Genomic DNA, 14409 nt, shown 5'->3' on the forward strand with positions numbered 1-14409 from the left:
TTTCTCCTATCCGAAAATACCTTCTTTATTTTGTTTAGTGAATTTATAAATAAGAAGAGTTATGCTATTTTAAACCCATAATTCAGAAATCTGCTCTATAACTCATGCACAAATCGATATTCCTCACTATAGTATCCCTCTTCCTTTTTCAGTCAACTTTTGCCCAATCCACACGAATGATAGACGAAATCAAAAATCACCAGGAAGGCACCAAAATCTGGTGGGCAGGCCATAATAGCTGGATTATAAAATCAGGAGACCTCGTAGTCACAACCGATATCTTTTTGGAGCCTGAAAATCGTATCGAGCCTCTGCCAATTACTGCCGAAGAGCTTGCTGAAGTAATCGATATATCTTTTGTTACTCATTGGCATGGAGATCATTTTAATGGCTATACTTCAAAAATTTTGAACGAAAATAGTGAATGTACCTTCGTTCTTCCCGAGAGTGCTTTAGAAGAAGCAGAGAATTTTGGGTTGCCCGATCATCGCATAGTGGTTGCAGAACCCAGAGAGTCTTTTGAAATAGAGGGAATTCAAGTGGATGCCCTCCGCGCAATTCACGGCAATAAAGATTTTGCTATCTACTACCAGGCAAACTTACAGGATGTCGGTTATAAATTTACGATTAACGGAACAAGCTTTGTTCAACCCGGAGATACGTACCTCCTTGAAGATCATCTCTTTTTAGAGGATGTGGATGTACTTTTTGTCTCTCCCACAGAACATAACATGTATATCGACAGATCCGTGATTCTCATCAACCGTTTGAACCCGGATTATATCTTTCCACAACATCACAGCACACTTGTGGTTACGGATGATAATCGATTTTGGGCAGACGGTTATCCACATGAAGTTGAGATTCGCCTCACTGATGCTCTGAAAGAAAAATATCATATCCTTGAACCGGGAGATAGCCGGGTGATTGAGTGATTTTAATGATTACCTAAACAGTTACATGATCCGAAGGTCCCTGGTCAACAAAGCTTTAGTGTAGTTTACCTACTTCGGGTCGTCAAAATGAAGCTCCGCTTCTTTTCATTTTTTTCTTATCTGAGATGGCGCAAGCGTCTCGCTTGTGTCTTTATTGCATTGCAATGCTTATTACCAAGACTACCTAACACACCCCAAGATTCTCTCTCAAGAGGGACTTTCTACTTCTTCCTCACAATTGTAATTCCATCTCTAACCGGAATCATTACTTGATCAACGTCATTATCATCCCGAATCATTTTATTCAACTTATGAATGGCTCTTGATTTTACATCCGATGGCCGTAATACCTCCCCGCCCCAAAGCACATTATCAACTACAAATAATCCACCAATCTTCAATTTCGGTTTAAGCATTTCGTAATATGTTGGGTAACTGATTTTATCAGCATCGAGGAAGATCAAATCAAAAAAGCCGGAGAGCGCAGGAATCACTTCGAGAGCATTTCCCATTTTTTGCTTGATCTTAGTTTTATATTCCTCTTGCTCAAAAAATTGCCTGGATATGTCTCTGTATCGTTCATTCATTTCAAGTGTAATGAGCGTGCCATCTTCAGATAAGGCATCTGCCATCCATATTGCTGAGTAGCCGGTAAATGTACCGATCTCGAGGATTCGTTTGGCTCCCGAAATTTGGACCAACATTTTCAAAAGCATTCCCACCTGTGGACCACTCAACATATCGGTGTATTCCAGCTCTCTTTCTGAAACCTGAACCAATTCTTTGAGTGTTTTAGACTCTTCAGATGTGAACGATTCAGTGTATTCTGATATTTCTCTGTTTATCAATTTCATATTTTATCTTTATGCTGTCATTTTAGCGATTATAAGATTTTGTGTCATTCTAAACCTGTCTGCCGAAGCTTAGCGCAGGCAGGCTTGATTCAGAATCTCCTATCTTCTTTTCAAATGGAGATTTCTACTCAAGGCCGGAATGACGAAAACACAATTAGAGCTTAACGGATATTTAACTTTTGAAAAAATCTGAAACTGAATTTATACCGGCACAAGAAAAAAGTTGGTTTATCATCCTGTTTGATCTGTATACACGATCGTTATTCTGGCGACGATTCAAAAATATTTGGGTCGATCAAAGCTATCAACCGGGACCCGAAAGCAAAACTATATACTATTTGAATCACACCTCCTGGTGGGATGGGTTGATCCCACTACTACTAAATCGAAAACTGTTTCGGCAAAATGCCCGTGCCATGATGGAAGACAAACAGATGCGTGAACACGGCCTCTTCAAAAGAATAGGGGCGTTTTCAGTGAATCTTGAAAATCCACGATCGGCTGTTCGTTCTTTACGTTTCGCGGTGGAATCAATGAAGCGTGAAAATTCATCACTTTTTATTTACCCCGAGGGAAAGATCTATCCATTTAAAACAGAAAATATTCAATTTCGAGATGGTCTTGCATGGATTGCAAATCGAGTACAGGAAGCTGACGTGGTTCCCATTGGAATTTATATTACTACGACAAATTTTGATAAACCGGAACTGTACTTAAAAATTGGAAAACCTGTAGAATTCAACTCTGAAACAGACCGTTCAAAACTGAAAAGTATCTTTGAAGCCAATCTTGAACGTGTTTTAGAACAACTAGAGGACCAGGCTCACAATGAATCTTTCAGATTCGATAGAATGTAAATCAACGGCAATTAAATAATTATCGGGAGAGTTGTGATCTTAATTCTTGTTGAAAAAATCCATGGCAACAAAAGATCAATCAAATATGAAGAACTTACCCAAATGGGCGGCCAAACACAGAGACAAGTGGGAATACAGGGGCCAAAAACGTCCATCATTTGCTTTAAAACCCAAAAAGGGACAGGAATCAGTCTGGGATTATCCTCGTCCCCCCGTTCTTGACCCTGATGATAGAGAAGTAATAGTGAAATGGGAAAATATTATTATAGCAAAAAGCTCAAATACAATTCGTTTATTAGAGACAGCGAGTCCACCTACATTTTATTTACCACCTCAAGATGTGAATCTCGATTATTTGATAAAAACAGATAAAACCAGCCGATGTGAGTGGAAAGGAAAAGCTATCTATTGGAACGTTCTGGTGGATGGGGATAAAATTATAAATGCAGCCTGGTCATACCAAACCCCATTTGATGATTACAAAGAAATTGCAGGATATTTCTGTTTTTACCCTAAAAAAGTGCCGTGTTTTGTTGATGGTGAAAAGGTAAGACCTCAACCCGGTGGATTTTATGGAGGCTGGATTACCGATGAAATTGTTGGTCCTGTTAAAGGAGAATCCAATAAAACTTATCTATAATTAAGTCTTAAGGCATTTTTTAAATTATCGCGGTAGCATTTCAACCTCCCAAGCAGTCAGTGCTACCAGTATATTCGTCAAATCCAATGTAATAAAACTGATAAAGACGTAACGTTAAGAGCCTCTGATAACCTCTTTTGTCTCAATGATAACTTCTTGCATTTTAGCACTTGAACTTGATACCTCAGATAAAAGCGAAAAGTTACATCACTTTTTTGAAGATGTCTTGAGTGATTTGTTGAGCGAGTTGGTGTAAAATACTATTCAAAACCGAGGCTAATTTCAAAAATTGTAATTTTGCCACAAGATTTTAACCACGGCGAACACAAAGAAAATCACAAAGGCTCTACGCTGTGTCCGCTGTAAAAACCCGTAGTGGTACCGTGGTTAATCCACAATTTTTTTGAAATTATACAGATTCAAAATGTCAAATACAGAGTTTTTAAAAACTTCCGTGCTTCCGTGGCAATCTAAACCAAATCCCAATTGACTCTTTCACCGAAAATTGGTGTATTTGTTTCATCTATGCAGACTTCCACAAACCCAACACAACCATCCATTGAGATCTTTGGCGTGACCGTCATGGAGCCGATGGTTACCTTCACCGATTTTTGGATCACAGCGGTCTGCCTTTATGCATTCATCAAACTGGTTAAACTCAATAAACAGGGGAAAGTCCACCGGCTGATGCGCTATTACTTTATCATCATGGCGCTGGCAACTTTTTTGGGCGGAATTTTGGGACATGCTTTTCAGTATGCAGTCGGGCTCTCATGGAAACTCCCCGGATGGCTTATCAGTATGCTATCAGTGATGTCAATCGAACGGGCGTCTATCATGCACGCGGCACCTATTATTAACAAGAAGTTTGCAAAGTTTCTAGATGTGGCGAATGTAGTTGAGCTGCTAACCTTTGCCGTAATTTCCTTCTACACTCTCAACTTTTTCTTCATCCAGGTTCATTCGGCATACGGATTAGGTTTGATTGTGCTTCCTCTGCACTTTTGGGTCTATTGGAAATCCAGAAACGAGGGCAGCAGAATTATATTCCTCTCCGTGATATTTGCCACTCTAGCCGCCTATATCTATACAAGCGGGGTTGGCCTGCATACCTGGTTCAATCATCTTGATTTAGCACACACCGTGATGGCGATCAGTCTCTACCTCTTCTACCGCGGATCCCGTAAACTGGAAGTTTTAAAAGAGGAAGATATCCTGGAAGATCAAGGCACATTTTGGGATGTCGTAAAAGACGCACTTCGATTGAAATAGATCATTTCACTTACATCTAGGTCCTCTACGCTCCAAAAAATTTCAATCCTTCATACACAAAAAACAACGGCCAAATCATTGCTTTCAAAACACCCAACACTCCAACCCAAAAACCTGTTGCCGTTGAGATGTAATAGATCAGTGCCCCAATAAATCCCAATCCGTAAACAGCACCGCTGCTGCCTGATTCTTTCGCTTTATCTTTCATAATTAACCTCTCTTCTTAGTTCTTATTTTAATCTGTTAATGTGCAGATGATTAAAAATACCATTTAACATTTGAACAATCCCCTCATTTCCCCAACGGGACCCTCAAGGGGAGATTGCTACCTCCCCTTGCCCCTCCTTACACCCCGACGTATCGAGAGCAGGCAAGAGGGGAATATTTCTATCATCAAAAATAACCTTTTTTATAAATTTATTCTTCTTTGAATTGATTGTCTATGATTTCTGATTGGTTTGTGTGCCCAAATCCGAACTCCTTACCCCTTTTACTAATAGCCAAAGTGTAAATGAAATCTCTCCAACTACCGCTGTAATGGTAACAATAATCGTGTAGATATCCGTATGTGCCGGAACCAAAAAACTACCAAAAGACTCAATCAGGTATCCAAAAGCGGCAATTCCAAGTAACCACCCAAGTACTTTTGGAAACAGCTCGGATTTGATGACCAGGTATCCCAAAATCAGTAGATGAACCCCAAAAAATGCACCAGCAACCAGGTAACCGGCTGAGTGAAGGTCCAAAAATAACAGAGAAAGAGTTTCCGGTTGAGATACCAGGTATGCCTCATCCAAGACTGCCAGTGCCGCATAGTGATTCAGCATATTCAGGCTTGCAATCGCCGGGTGGGCTATCAGCCTGAAAGCAGCCGCCATCATGGAAAGTGTTTTGCTGACCGGTTTCAAGATCACATATAATAAAACGGCAACAATCGCATCAAACAGAAATGCAAATAGATCGCTCGCCAATCCCAGGCGGAAGAGTCCTTCAGAGGCCAGGATATTTTGGGCAGTTGTCGATGGGTCACCCGGAACTAATACTCCTGTTCTGACATATCCCTCGGCAAAGCCGGCACATATAAAAATGAGCAGGTAGAAAACACCTGCAATTCTTGCTTTTGATTTTATTGATTCCATCCTCTCCCCCATTATTGATTTACATTGATAACCACATTCCCGGTCTTGTGCCCGCTTTCTACATATGAATGAGCTTCTGAAATCTCCTCAAAGGGATATTCCCTGTCGATATACGGTTTTATTGTTCCCTCTTCGATCAATCCCCTTATAAAATGAAGATCTTTCTGCTTCTCCTCTGTTTTTCTCATCCCCGTTAAAGTAAGTTTGGCTTTTGGGGAGGTAAACGAAGTTCGAAGCATATCAAATTGGATGGTAGCGCTCATCACCGTAGTGAGATAGATACCGTGCCCCCTCAATGCACTCTTTGATTTAGAGAATGAACTCTTACCAACGGCATCAAAAATAATGTCCCATTTCTCACCGGATTTTGTGAAATCCTCTTTTTTGTAGTCGATCACCCGGTCTGCTCCCAGTGATTGAACCATCTCCACATTCTTCGTGCTGCAAACCCCGGTCACCTCAGCGCCATAATATTTTGCAAGCAGAATGCCATAACTACCTACCGAACCGGATGCTCCATTCACTAAAACCTTGTCACCTTTTTTGATTGAACCTGTGTCCCTCAGAAACGGTAACGCTGTTAAAACCCCGTAAGGAATGGCCGCTGCTTCTTTGAAACTCAGGTTTTCAGGTATTTTGGCAATTACAGTATTTTCTTTAACTACAAGATATTCCGCATAGGTTCCCTCTGCTTCCCCGAAAATTCTGTCACCGGTTTTAAAAGATGTTATTCGCTTCCCAACCTTTTCCACGATACCCGAAAACTCTGTTCCCAATATTGGATTTTTTGGGTTGCGAATACCGGTATAAAGCCGTGCAGCTAAAGCTTTACCGCCTCGAAATGTGGAATCTACAGATGTAACTGTCGTTGCAAATACTTTTACAAGGATATCATCCTGATTTGGAGACGGTTTTTCGGTTTCAACAACCTTCAGAACTTCTGGTCCGCCATACGTTTTATATTGAATCGATTTCATCCCCTTTTCTTTTTATAATTGATGTAATTTAGATTAGTCCGCAGATACGTACGGAGTATTTTACATTTAGATTCTTTATAAAACCAATTTAAACCAAAAATTTTCGTTCAATATAGAGGCGATATCAAGAGATCACTAAGCGATTATATTCTCGAGTTTAACGAGAAGCTCAAAAACCTTTCGTATTTTACAATAATGAACCAAACAATTGAGATTCCATGGATGCACTCATCGCCACATTAGAACAAACGCAAATCCTGGCCATGCTCGGCGTGATGGTTTTGCTCTTTGCCTGGGAATCATTTCACCCTTTTTATCACTATTTCGTAGGCAAGGGAAAGGGCCGCGGGAAACATGTTTTTCGAAATTTGGTGATGGGAATCATCAACGCACTGATCGGCAGCCTGATTTTTGCTGCACTCTGGCTGGCTGTCTCCGTTTGGGCGGATGAAGCCCGTTTTGGTGTGATGCACTGGCTGCAGGATTGGCTTGCCCTCCCCCTCTGGGCTCACGCAATTGGAGCCGTTCTCCTGTTTGATGCCTGGATGTACACTTGGCATCGCATCAATCATGAGGTGCCGTTTTTCTGGCGATTTCATAAAGTCCACCACTCCGATAACAAGATGGACGTTACCACCGCCAGCCGTTTTCATTTCGGGGAGATCTTCTTCTCCGGGATTTTCCGAATTCTCATTATCGCCCTGTTTGGAATCTACTTTTGGGAATTGGTCCTCTATGAAATTGTGATGTTTACCGTTGTTCAATTCCATCATGCAAATATTGGTTTGTCTCACAAGATCGATCGAATGCTTCGGGCGGTTATTGTTACACCGGATATGCATCGCGTACATCACTCCCGCTGGCAACCTGAGACCGATTCTAACTACAGCTCCCTCTTCTCATTTTGGGATCGAATCGCCAGAACGTTTCGACTCCGGGAAAAACCGGAAGAGATTGAGTTGGGGCTCGATGAATATGATGAGGAGAAAGACCAAACCGTTGGCGGGATGCTGAAGACACCGCTCAAGAAATAGAAAAAGAGTCTTGAATAGACATGCCATCCAAGATTCTCGCTGAGATGCGCTGAGTTAGTCGCAGTGTTTCGCAGAGTTTTCTCAGCGAAACTTGGCGATTCATCTGCGAAAATCTGCGAGAGAACAGTCAGGTTTTTAAACTATAAAACCACACTGTCGGCCGGAGATTAAATCAAACTACAGATCTCTTTTTGTATTTAGGATCGTATCGCAACACATTTTACCTCAAAAAAATCTAAACTGATTTGATTTAAAGTCGACGAATGATTTTCTAATTCCTTCAAAATTATCGTTATTTCTCTTCGAAACGAATCATCATTAAAACACTTAAGCATGAAAAATCTCTTTTTAATACTCTTCGCATTCCTATTGTTTACAAACTGTTCCAATTCTGATGCGGCTGAAAACAACACTCCCAACAACAACGAAGTACAAGAAATGTCAGAACAATTACGCCACGTGGTTATGTTTAAGTTTAAAGATTCAGCGACCGAAGCTGATATTAAAGAGGTAGAAGACGCTTTTTTAGCATTGCCCTCAAAGATTGAGACCATTAAAGCGTTCGAATGGGGATTGAATAACAGCCCAGAAGGTTTAAATAAAGGATTTACGCACTGCTTTATTCTCACGTTTGACAGTGAAGAGGGACGAGCCACCTATCTACCCCACCCGGCTCATAAAGAGTTTGGTGAGATACTGCAGCCACACCTGGAAGATGTAATGGTGGTGGATTATTGGGCTAAGTAGATAGTAGATCCTTTATTCAACTCTTAATATCCCATGACCGATTAAATATTAATCGGCGGATTAATCGGACATTTTTCATCTGGAATTAAATATTAATCCTGCAGAACACCTACTTCATTTGTCCAGATACATATTTTGGATTATTATCAGACAGAATATCGGGTGATATGTTGTCCGTTAAATACACGTTATGGTGCTTACTTTAAATCACCCCTTATTCAGATCAAGTTCTGTTGATTATCGTTAAACAGAAAAATTAATTACATTCCAAATATGAAGACGTTAACGATAAATATACCAAACACTGCAGATGTTGATGACAAAGAGGCAAGAATGTCACTGGCATCCAAATTGTATGAAAGGGGGAAGCTAACTCTTGGACAAGCGGCTGAACTGGCCGGCTATTCAAAGGAAACTTTCATGGAGCTGCTTTCAGAGTACAATGTTGCTCTGATCAATTATCCTGCCGAAGAACTTGACGAAGATATAAAGAATGCCCAACGTCATAGTATCTGACACAAGTTGCCTAATTCTATTCTACAAAATCGGAGAGCTTGATCTTCTGAATAAGCTTTATGGCAAGCTATATATCACAGATACAGTTTTAAAAGAGTTCAATCAACCGGTTCCAAATTGGATTGAAATTGTACAACTGAAAACAGATGTAGACAAAGGATTGTCTGGTTATCTGGATGCGGGGGAAGCAACAAGCATTGCACTCGCCTTAGAGCATGAAGGATCGCTTTTAATCATTGATGAAATCAAAGGGAGAAAAGCAGCGAAAGAAATGGGTATTTCAGTAACCGGTTCGCTTGGTGTGCTAATTGCATCAAAAAATAAAGGCCATCTGAAAACTGTAAAACCGATTATTGAGAAAATCCAGAAAACTAATTTTCGGATTTCGGAGAATTTGATTGAACGAGTACTTGATAAGGCAAATGAGTCCTGAAGAGGCTGATACGCAGCCATAACCACCAAACCGTTGCCTACCCTCTTCTAAAATTTCGATGTAAAACTACATTTCATTCATCAGTTGCAAAAAATACGCCATTGACGTACTTTTCTAAAAAAGTAACCGTTACTGAATGGAATTCTTTGAAACTTCTGTTTTTACGAAACTGATTCAGAAACTTATCAGTGATAAAGAATATCACCTGCTCCAATTGCAATTATCGGTTCGGCCTGAGTCCGGAGACATTATTAAAGGAAGTGGCGGAATTCGAAAAATCAGATGGGCCGGGTCAGGGCGTGGGAAGCGAGGTGGAATTCGGGTGATTTATTATTTCTTCACCGAAGATGAACAAATTTATATGCTGTATGCATATCCAAAGAGCAAAAAAGACGATCTCACTGCAGATCAATTGAAGCAACTGAAACAACTGGTTGAGGAACAACTGTCATGAATGATGAAATGTTTAATGAATTACTGGAAAGCGTAAAGCAGGCCGGAGAGATTAGGAAAGGCAAGCGTAAGCCATCAAGGTATGCTACGATTGAAGAACCTGATGTCGTGGCTATCCGGGAAAAGTACGATATGACTCAACAGGAATTCTCTTCTTTGCTAGGAATAAGCGTTGGTACTCTGAGAAATTGGGAACAAGGAAGGCGTAAACCACAGGGTCCGGCTAAAGTACTTTTGAAGATCGCGGAAAAGAGACCAAAAGCAATTTTGGAGTCATTGTCATAAGCTGACCGTCAAATAACCAGCGGCTCAAGCGGACGAATTCGAGGTTTCGGGCTTTGGGCAATTAGTCGCCTCGCCGCTTAGCCGCCAAGCCGTTAGGTCCCTTCTTATTTCTATTAAATGCAACTACTTGAAGTAACCCTCCGTATTTTCTAGAAATGGATATTAATAGAAAGAAATTGAAGAAAATAGCTGCACTTCTATGTGTTGGATTTTTGGCTTATCTAGCTATAGAGATAGGTAGAAATTTCTATTTGATCTATCCTTATACTCACTTCGATTATCACCACGAGTACCATCGCTATTCCGTTTATTCAGACCAAAATATTGATCGAAAAACAATAGAAATTCTAGATAATGTAACTCAACGATTAAATGAGCTCGACATAGATATTCCTGAAAGAACATTTAAAATCTTTATCTGCAATACACCAACTCTTTTTACAAAATTTGCGAAAATGGCGGGCAAACCTGCCCGGAGCCAAGGCATCAATATCCAGCCATTATATTATACGTTCACCAATTCAAAATATATTGAAGAGGTAAGGGATGAGTATCATCATATTTATCCCCATTCACTTTTCCAGGGAGATCAGGCTCATATAATTACTCATGAGCTTATTCATGAGTTAATTGCTCTGAAAGTCGGATTTATATATTCGCGTTCGTTACCAAATTGGAAGGTTGAAGGATATGCTGAATACTACGCCTCACATCTAAGTCGAAAAACAGATTCTACCTATAGTTTTAAGTCCCAAGTAATGAAATATTACAGTGGACAATTTAACCAATTAAGTCCCGGCCATTATCATTATCTTCAATCTCTAATTTTTGTTGAATATTTGATTTCTGAAAGAGAACTTACCTTTCAAGAATTGTTTAACAATGAACTTACTTCTGAAGATGTTGAAGAAGATTTATCAAAATGGCATCTCGATAATATTTGATATATAACGATCTTTCAGGGTACCTAACCTATATATGGCCTCCAATGTCAATAGGCTATAGCATTTTCTGGCAAGAAATATCCTTCCTCGCCTACACAATTTCGATACCCTTTCCTGTGCAGGTGTACTACGCCAAAGGCGTCCCTTGCGGGGCAAGCAGTATTCAACGATGGTTTGCAGCATCATGACTGCACCAAACACATATAGAAGCTCAACGACCAACGGTCAGCCAGAAAGCCGATGCTAGTCGGTCCTGCACTTTGCGGGACGGCTATAGAATATATTGCGTACCCTGAACCCGGATGATCAAGCGCGGGGCTATGGCAGTAAGGAATCACCATTCCAGTTATGGAGCATCTCGGAGCAGGGGCAGTACATGCCGATGGTTCTGGCAACCAAGTCCACATGCCAGGTATCGAAAAATCCAGGGGCCGCTGCCGTCTCCAATCAAGCGGTGCGAGCTGGGCGTTATGGCCTGGCCAACCGGGATATTGATCTGCGGTGCAGTCATAAGGAATAGGCTGGACGAAAGGCTCTTACCATAGGGCTTAGTTATACGTCGGGCTGGCGGCAGCTCCCCATTTATACTTTTGCGGTTTTTTTAGACATCATCGAATTGGTTAGAAATTTGGACTCATTGAACGGTTCCCGCCGCTTGAGCATATAATACACCGCCACTCCCAGGCGCTTGGCAAGAATGGTCAGAGCCTTTCCTTTTCCGTGGCGGCTGATCAAACGGTTATAGTATTTTTCGGCCTGTTTATTGCCCCGCAGGTATAACAGGGAGGCTTCCGAAAAGGCCTCCCGAGGAGTCGGGACGCATTGCCAATGCGACCGCCGGTGGTTCCATAGTTCTTTCCAGCCGAAGACTTCTGTCCTTTAACCAGCCGCGCATACGAACAAAATTCACCCCGACTGGGAAAACGATTCATATCGTGAATCTCATAAAGCATCGTCAAAGCCAGCACATCCCCGACACCCTTGATGCTTTTCAGAAGATGTAGACTCGTAGGGTCGTGTCCTTTGGCCAAGGCCAGGATCTGCTTGTCCAGTCGTTTGATAATTGGGTCGTAGTGGTCGATCAATTCCAGATCGGTTTTCACGATTAGTTGAACCACGGGGTCGGGAAAATGCCCAACAATATCTTTGTCCCGGCGATGATGGGGCCTCGATAAGGTTCCCAGTGGATCCAGGTTATACTGCATCGTGGTATTCTGGATGTGGCTGATCAGTTCGGCCCGTTTGCGTACGAAATGGTTTCGCCGTCGCATCAGGTCGCGGGTGGCTCTCATCTCGGGTGGATACACATAAGCGATGGGAAAGTTGCCACCCCGCATCAGACGGGCGATCTTCAGCGAGTCGATCCGGTCGTTTTTGGTCTTGACTCCGTGAATGGCCTTCATGTAGAGGGCATGCCCCAGGATAAAGTCAATACCCTCTTGCTCACAGAGATCTGCAATCCAATACCAGCAGAAAATACATTCCACACCGACGACAATATCCTCACGGAAAGGGGCTATAGCTTGCAGGAACCGCTCTGGTTTGCAAGGGATGTTCTTGTGATAAACCTTCTTGCCGTTCTTATCCAGCACGCAGACATACATCGTTCTTGCATGAAGATCAATTCCACAGTAATATGAGTGTTGTTTATTATAGACTTTCATGGTTTTCCTCCTTGGATTCATTATGAGTTTTGCAGAACCGTAATTTACGATTCTGGGAGGAGGCCATGAATAATATCAAGTGCTTCAAGCGGACGCACCTCGCCGTCAGCTGCTCGTTTCGTTTTCTGTCCGACAAATAGTAAAAGGGAAACTGAATTTACATTCATGCGTGCGCCGTTTAAACGCTGGGCCGTTATATCTTTGTCGTAAATCATTAATTAGATTGATATGAGAAAAATTTTTTACTTCCTCATGAGTATTGTCTTCTAGCTTTTGATGGCTGTCGGATTTTCTGATAATTGGTTATTCGACATAGGTCAACCAAGCAACAGTAGTCCCAAATTTTTAATCCACGCTTTCTTTGCTTTTAGTTGGTTTACCCTCCTCGTTGTACAAACAGGATTGATCCGTAAAAACAACACAAAGGCACACATGAAAATTGGTATTGCTGGGATGATCGTCTTTGCAGGTTTCTTGCTATCCACTCTACCAATGTATGCTCAGGAATATTTTAATCAAGGATATTTAGATCCTCTTAGCGCGATGATATTTCTTCAGCTTATGTTTGCAACGATTCTGATTGTCATCGGTTTTGCGAAAAGAAAGACGAATTCTTTAATCCATAAAAAACATATTATATTTGGTTCCTTTATGATGATACAACCGGCATTAGACAGAGCGGTTGGCCATATCTTTGGTGAAGTAGGAATACAATGGTTGATTATTTACCTGATCCTTTTCGGGCTCTTTATCTGGTACTACAAGAAAGTTAAATGGCAAATTGCTGTTGGCTTTTTAGTTTGGGCCGTAGGGTTAACCAATGTGTTGATGAACATGTAGTAAAAAAGAAACACAAACACCTTAGAGTAAAGGAATAACAACCCCATTAACGGCGGTCAGGCCTCGTTCTTCCTTGCTAGTTTTATGTTTAATAGCTAACCTTTCATTTATAAATAATCAAGGCTTTGGTGCCTGCCGGTTATGCGGTGGGTCGTTAGGCACTAATCGTTAAAAATTGAGGTGGACGTAATATGAATTTATTTAGGACTTTCCTAGTAATAATCACTCTAGCGATTGTAGGCTATACAGCTATTGTTGGTGTGAATCACGGCTGGAACCTTGTCCCTGTATTCTTTGGCGAAATGTTAGCTATGACTTGGTCAGGTCAGTTCAATTTTGACTTTATGTGCTTTTTGCTGCTTTCTGGGCTTTGGACATCTTGGCGAAACAGATTCACGTCAAAAGGACTAGCCTTGGGAGCTGTTGCCATTTTCTTCGGGATTCTGTTCTTAGCGCCTTACCTCTTAATGCTCAGTTTCAAGGAGAATGGTGATGCTAAGGCTATTCTTGTCGGTACCAGATAAAATTGGCGTGCCTAACAAAGCATTGCAGCGGACAAGCCGCTGAATGCGGCGTTAACCAACCTACCTTAATGTTGTAAGTTCAAATCTCAATCAGTATCTTTTTAGTGCATAAAAAAACTTTTAAAGTACTGATATGGATATATCAATTTCAAAAGATATTGAACCTCTCTCCGAATTTCGCAAGAAATCTGCGGATTTTGTAAAACGCTTAAAAAAAGAGAAGCAACCAATTATACTTACTCAACATGGCAAAAGTGCTGCTGTTTTGATGGATGTATCAGAATATGAACGCTTC

Annotated in this window: 19 protein-coding genes and 1 pseudogene; 13 read left to right on the top strand and 7 right to left on the bottom strand. The window is 41.2% G+C overall.

Features of this window, described 5'->3' with window-relative positions; translation table 11 throughout:
• The first annotated feature begins 176 nt into the window (after positions 1-176).
• Positions 177-935 (top strand): MBL fold metallo-hydrolase, encoded by a 759-nt coding sequence (locus L6773_RS09320; protein WP_237853691.1) that lies wholly within the window; start codon positions 177-179, stop codon positions 933-935.
• Positions 936-1156: 221 nt separating this feature from the next.
• Here L6773_RS09320 and L6773_RS09325 read toward each other — a convergent pair whose 3' ends face one another.
• Positions 1157-1789, bottom strand: a complete 633-nt coding sequence (locus tag L6773_RS09325) for an O-methyltransferase (RefSeq protein WP_237853693.1) — start codon at positions 1787-1789, stop codon at positions 1157-1159.
• A gap of 179 nt (positions 1790-1968) precedes the next feature.
• Between L6773_RS09325 and L6773_RS09330 the strand changes: the two genes are divergently transcribed.
• The 3 genes from L6773_RS09330 to L6773_RS09340 all read left to right on the top strand — a co-directional run bounded on the left by L6773_RS09330 (position 1969) and on the right by L6773_RS09340 (position 4558).
• Positions 1969-2646 (top strand): lysophospholipid acyltransferase family protein, encoded by a 678-nt coding sequence (locus L6773_RS09330; RefSeq protein WP_237853694.1) that lies wholly within the window; start codon positions 1969-1971, stop codon positions 2644-2646.
• Between the two features lie 85 nt (positions 2647-2731).
• Positions 2732-3286, top strand: coding sequence for a DUF427 domain-containing protein (locus L6773_RS09335; RefSeq protein WP_237853696.1), 555 nt, complete (start codon positions 2732-2734; stop codon positions 3284-3286).
• A 486-nt stretch (positions 3287-3772) separates the two neighbouring features.
• Positions 3773-4558 (top strand): DUF6962 family protein, encoded by a 786-nt coding sequence (locus tag L6773_RS09340; RefSeq protein ID WP_237853698.1) that lies wholly within the window; start codon positions 3773-3775, stop codon positions 4556-4558.
• A gap of 25 nt (positions 4559-4583) precedes the next feature.
• On the opposite strand, the gene L6773_RS09345 is transcribed toward L6773_RS09340, so the two are convergent.
• From L6773_RS09345 to L6773_RS09355, 3 genes are all read right to left on the bottom strand, one after another.
• Entirely contained in the window at positions 4584-4766 is a 183-nt protein-coding gene (locus L6773_RS09345; protein ID WP_237853699.1) for a hypothetical protein, read from the bottom strand.
• Between the two features lie 232 nt (positions 4767-4998).
• Positions 4999-5697 (bottom strand): DUF4386 domain-containing protein, encoded by a 699-nt coding sequence (locus L6773_RS09350; protein WP_237853701.1) that lies wholly within the window; start codon positions 5695-5697, stop codon positions 4999-5001.
• Between the two features lie 11 nt (positions 5698-5708).
• Positions 5709-6674 carry an NAD(P)-dependent alcohol dehydrogenase gene (locus tag L6773_RS09355; protein WP_237853703.1) on the bottom strand — a complete coding sequence of 322 codons (966 nt, stop codon included), beginning with the start codon at positions 6672-6674 and terminating at the stop codon, positions 5709-5711.
• Positions 6675-6892: 218 nt separating this feature from the next.
• Here L6773_RS09355 and L6773_RS09360 point away from each other — a divergent pair, with 218 nt between their 5' ends.
• The 7 genes from L6773_RS09360 (at position 6893) to L6773_RS09390 (ending at position 11086) form a co-directional block, all read left to right on the top strand.
• A complete protein-coding gene (locus L6773_RS09360) occupies positions 6893-7708 on the top strand; it encodes a sterol desaturase family protein (RefSeq protein ID WP_237853705.1) in 816 nt (271 codons plus the stop codon).
• A gap of 333 nt (positions 7709-8041) precedes the next feature.
• On the top strand, positions 8042-8455 hold the full coding sequence (locus L6773_RS09365; protein WP_237853707.1) for a Dabb family protein: 414 nt from the start codon (positions 8042-8044) through the stop codon (positions 8453-8455).
• Between the two features lie 273 nt (positions 8456-8728).
• Positions 8729-8971, top strand: coding sequence for a UPF0175 family protein (locus tag L6773_RS09370; RefSeq protein ID WP_237853709.1), 243 nt, complete (start codon positions 8729-8731; stop codon positions 8969-8971).
• A complete protein-coding gene (locus L6773_RS09375; RefSeq protein WP_237853711.1) occupies positions 8949-9404 on the top strand; it encodes a PIN domain-containing protein in 456 nt (151 codons plus the stop codon). Before L6773_RS09370 ends, L6773_RS09375 begins: the two co-directional genes overlap by 23 nt.
• A 136-nt stretch (positions 9405-9540) precedes the next feature.
• Positions 9541-9858: a type II toxin-antitoxin system RelE/ParE family toxin gene (locus L6773_RS09380; RefSeq protein ID WP_237853713.1), complete on the top strand. Its 318-nt coding sequence runs from the start codon at positions 9541-9543 to the stop codon at positions 9856-9858.
• A complete protein-coding gene (gene nadS / locus L6773_RS09385; protein ID WP_237853715.1) occupies positions 9855-10142 on the top strand; it encodes a NadS family protein in 288 nt (95 codons plus the stop codon). Before L6773_RS09380 ends, nadS begins: the two co-directional genes overlap by 4 nt.
• Before the next feature lie 176 nt (positions 10143-10318).
• Positions 10319-11086 (top strand): hypothetical protein, encoded by a 768-nt coding sequence (locus L6773_RS09390; protein WP_237853717.1) that lies wholly within the window; start codon positions 10319-10321, stop codon positions 11084-11086.
• Between the two features lie 346 nt (positions 11087-11432).
• On the opposite strand, the gene L6773_RS09395 is transcribed toward L6773_RS09390, so the two are convergent.
• The 3 genes and pseudogenes from L6773_RS09395 to L6773_RS21475 form a co-directional block, all read right to left on the bottom strand.
• A complete protein-coding gene (locus L6773_RS09395; RefSeq protein WP_237853719.1) occupies positions 11433-11597 on the bottom strand; it encodes a hypothetical protein in 165 nt (54 codons plus the stop codon).
• Positions 11598-11668: 71 nt separating this feature from the next.
• A pseudogene (locus tag L6773_RS09400) lies at positions 11669-12750 on the bottom strand (IS110 family RNA-guided transposase).
• 44 nt (positions 12751-12794) lie between these two features.
• A complete protein-coding gene (locus L6773_RS21475; RefSeq protein WP_255727733.1) occupies positions 12795-12917 on the bottom strand; it encodes a hypothetical protein in 123 nt (40 codons plus the stop codon).
• Between the two features lie 265 nt (positions 12918-13182).
• Between L6773_RS21475 and L6773_RS09405 the strand changes: the two genes are divergently transcribed.
• Positions 13183-13590: a hypothetical protein gene (locus L6773_RS09405; protein WP_237853721.1), complete on the top strand. Its 408-nt coding sequence runs from the start codon at positions 13183-13185 to the stop codon at positions 13588-13590.
• Between the two features lie 657 nt (positions 13591-14247).
• The coding region (locus L6773_RS21725) for a type II toxin-antitoxin system Phd/YefM family antitoxin (RefSeq protein ID WP_369431558.1) at positions 14248-14409 on the top strand (162 nt) is incomplete at its 3' end.

Origin of the sequence: Rhodohalobacter sulfatireducens (assembly GCF_022012475.1) — a bacterium.
Lineage (GTDB): Bacteria > Bacteroidota > Rhodothermia > Balneolales > Balneolaceae > Rhodohalobacter > Rhodohalobacter sulfatireducens.

Bases quoted from the DNA above. Each gene is read 5' to 3' on its own strand.
- L6773_RS09335 (WP_237853696.1), top strand. From the start codon at position 2,732: ATGAAGAACTTACCCAAATGGGCGGCCAAACACAGAGACAAGTGGGAA.
- L6773_RS09325 (WP_237853693.1), bottom strand. From the start codon at position 1,789: ATGAAATTGATAAACAGAGAAATATCAGAATACACTGAATCGTTCACA.
- L6773_RS09350 (WP_237853701.1), bottom strand. From the start codon at position 5,697: ATGGAATCAATAAAATCAAAAGCAAGAATTGCAGGTGTTTTCTACCTG.
- L6773_RS09380 (WP_237853713.1), top strand. From the start codon at position 9,541: ATGGAATTCTTTGAAACTTCTGTTTTTACGAAACTGATTCAGAAACTT.
- L6773_RS21475 (WP_255727733.1), bottom strand. From the start codon at position 12,917: ATGAATGTAAATTCAGTTTCCCTTTTACTATTTGTCGGACAGAAAACG.
- L6773_RS09345 (WP_237853699.1), bottom strand. From the start codon at position 4,766: ATGAAAGATAAAGCGAAAGAATCAGGCAGCAGCGGTGCTGTTTACGGA.
- L6773_RS09405 (WP_237853721.1), top strand. From the start codon at position 13,183: ATGAAAATTGGTATTGCTGGGATGATCGTCTTTGCAGGTTTCTTGCTA.
- L6773_RS09320 (WP_237853691.1), top strand. From the start codon at position 177: ATGATAGACGAAATCAAAAATCACCAGGAAGGCACCAAAATCTGGTGG.
- L6773_RS09370 (WP_237853709.1), top strand. From the start codon at position 8,729: ATGAAGACGTTAACGATAAATATACCAAACACTGCAGATGTTGATGAC.
- L6773_RS09355 (WP_237853703.1), bottom strand. From the start codon at position 6,674: ATGAAATCGATTCAATATAAAACGTATGGCGGACCAGAAGTTCTGAAG.
- L6773_RS09395 (WP_237853719.1), bottom strand. From the start codon at position 11,597: ATGACTGCACCGCAGATCAATATCCCGGTTGGCCAGGCCATAACGCCC.
- L6773_RS09360 (WP_237853705.1), top strand. From the start codon at position 6,893: ATGGATGCACTCATCGCCACATTAGAACAAACGCAAATCCTGGCCATG.
- nadS (WP_237853715.1), top strand. From the start codon at position 9,855: ATGAATGATGAAATGTTTAATGAATTACTGGAAAGCGTAAAGCAGGCC.
- L6773_RS09375 (WP_237853711.1), top strand. From the start codon at position 8,949: ATGCCCAACGTCATAGTATCTGACACAAGTTGCCTAATTCTATTCTAC.
- L6773_RS09365 (WP_237853707.1), top strand. From the start codon at position 8,042: ATGAAAAATCTCTTTTTAATACTCTTCGCATTCCTATTGTTTACAAAC.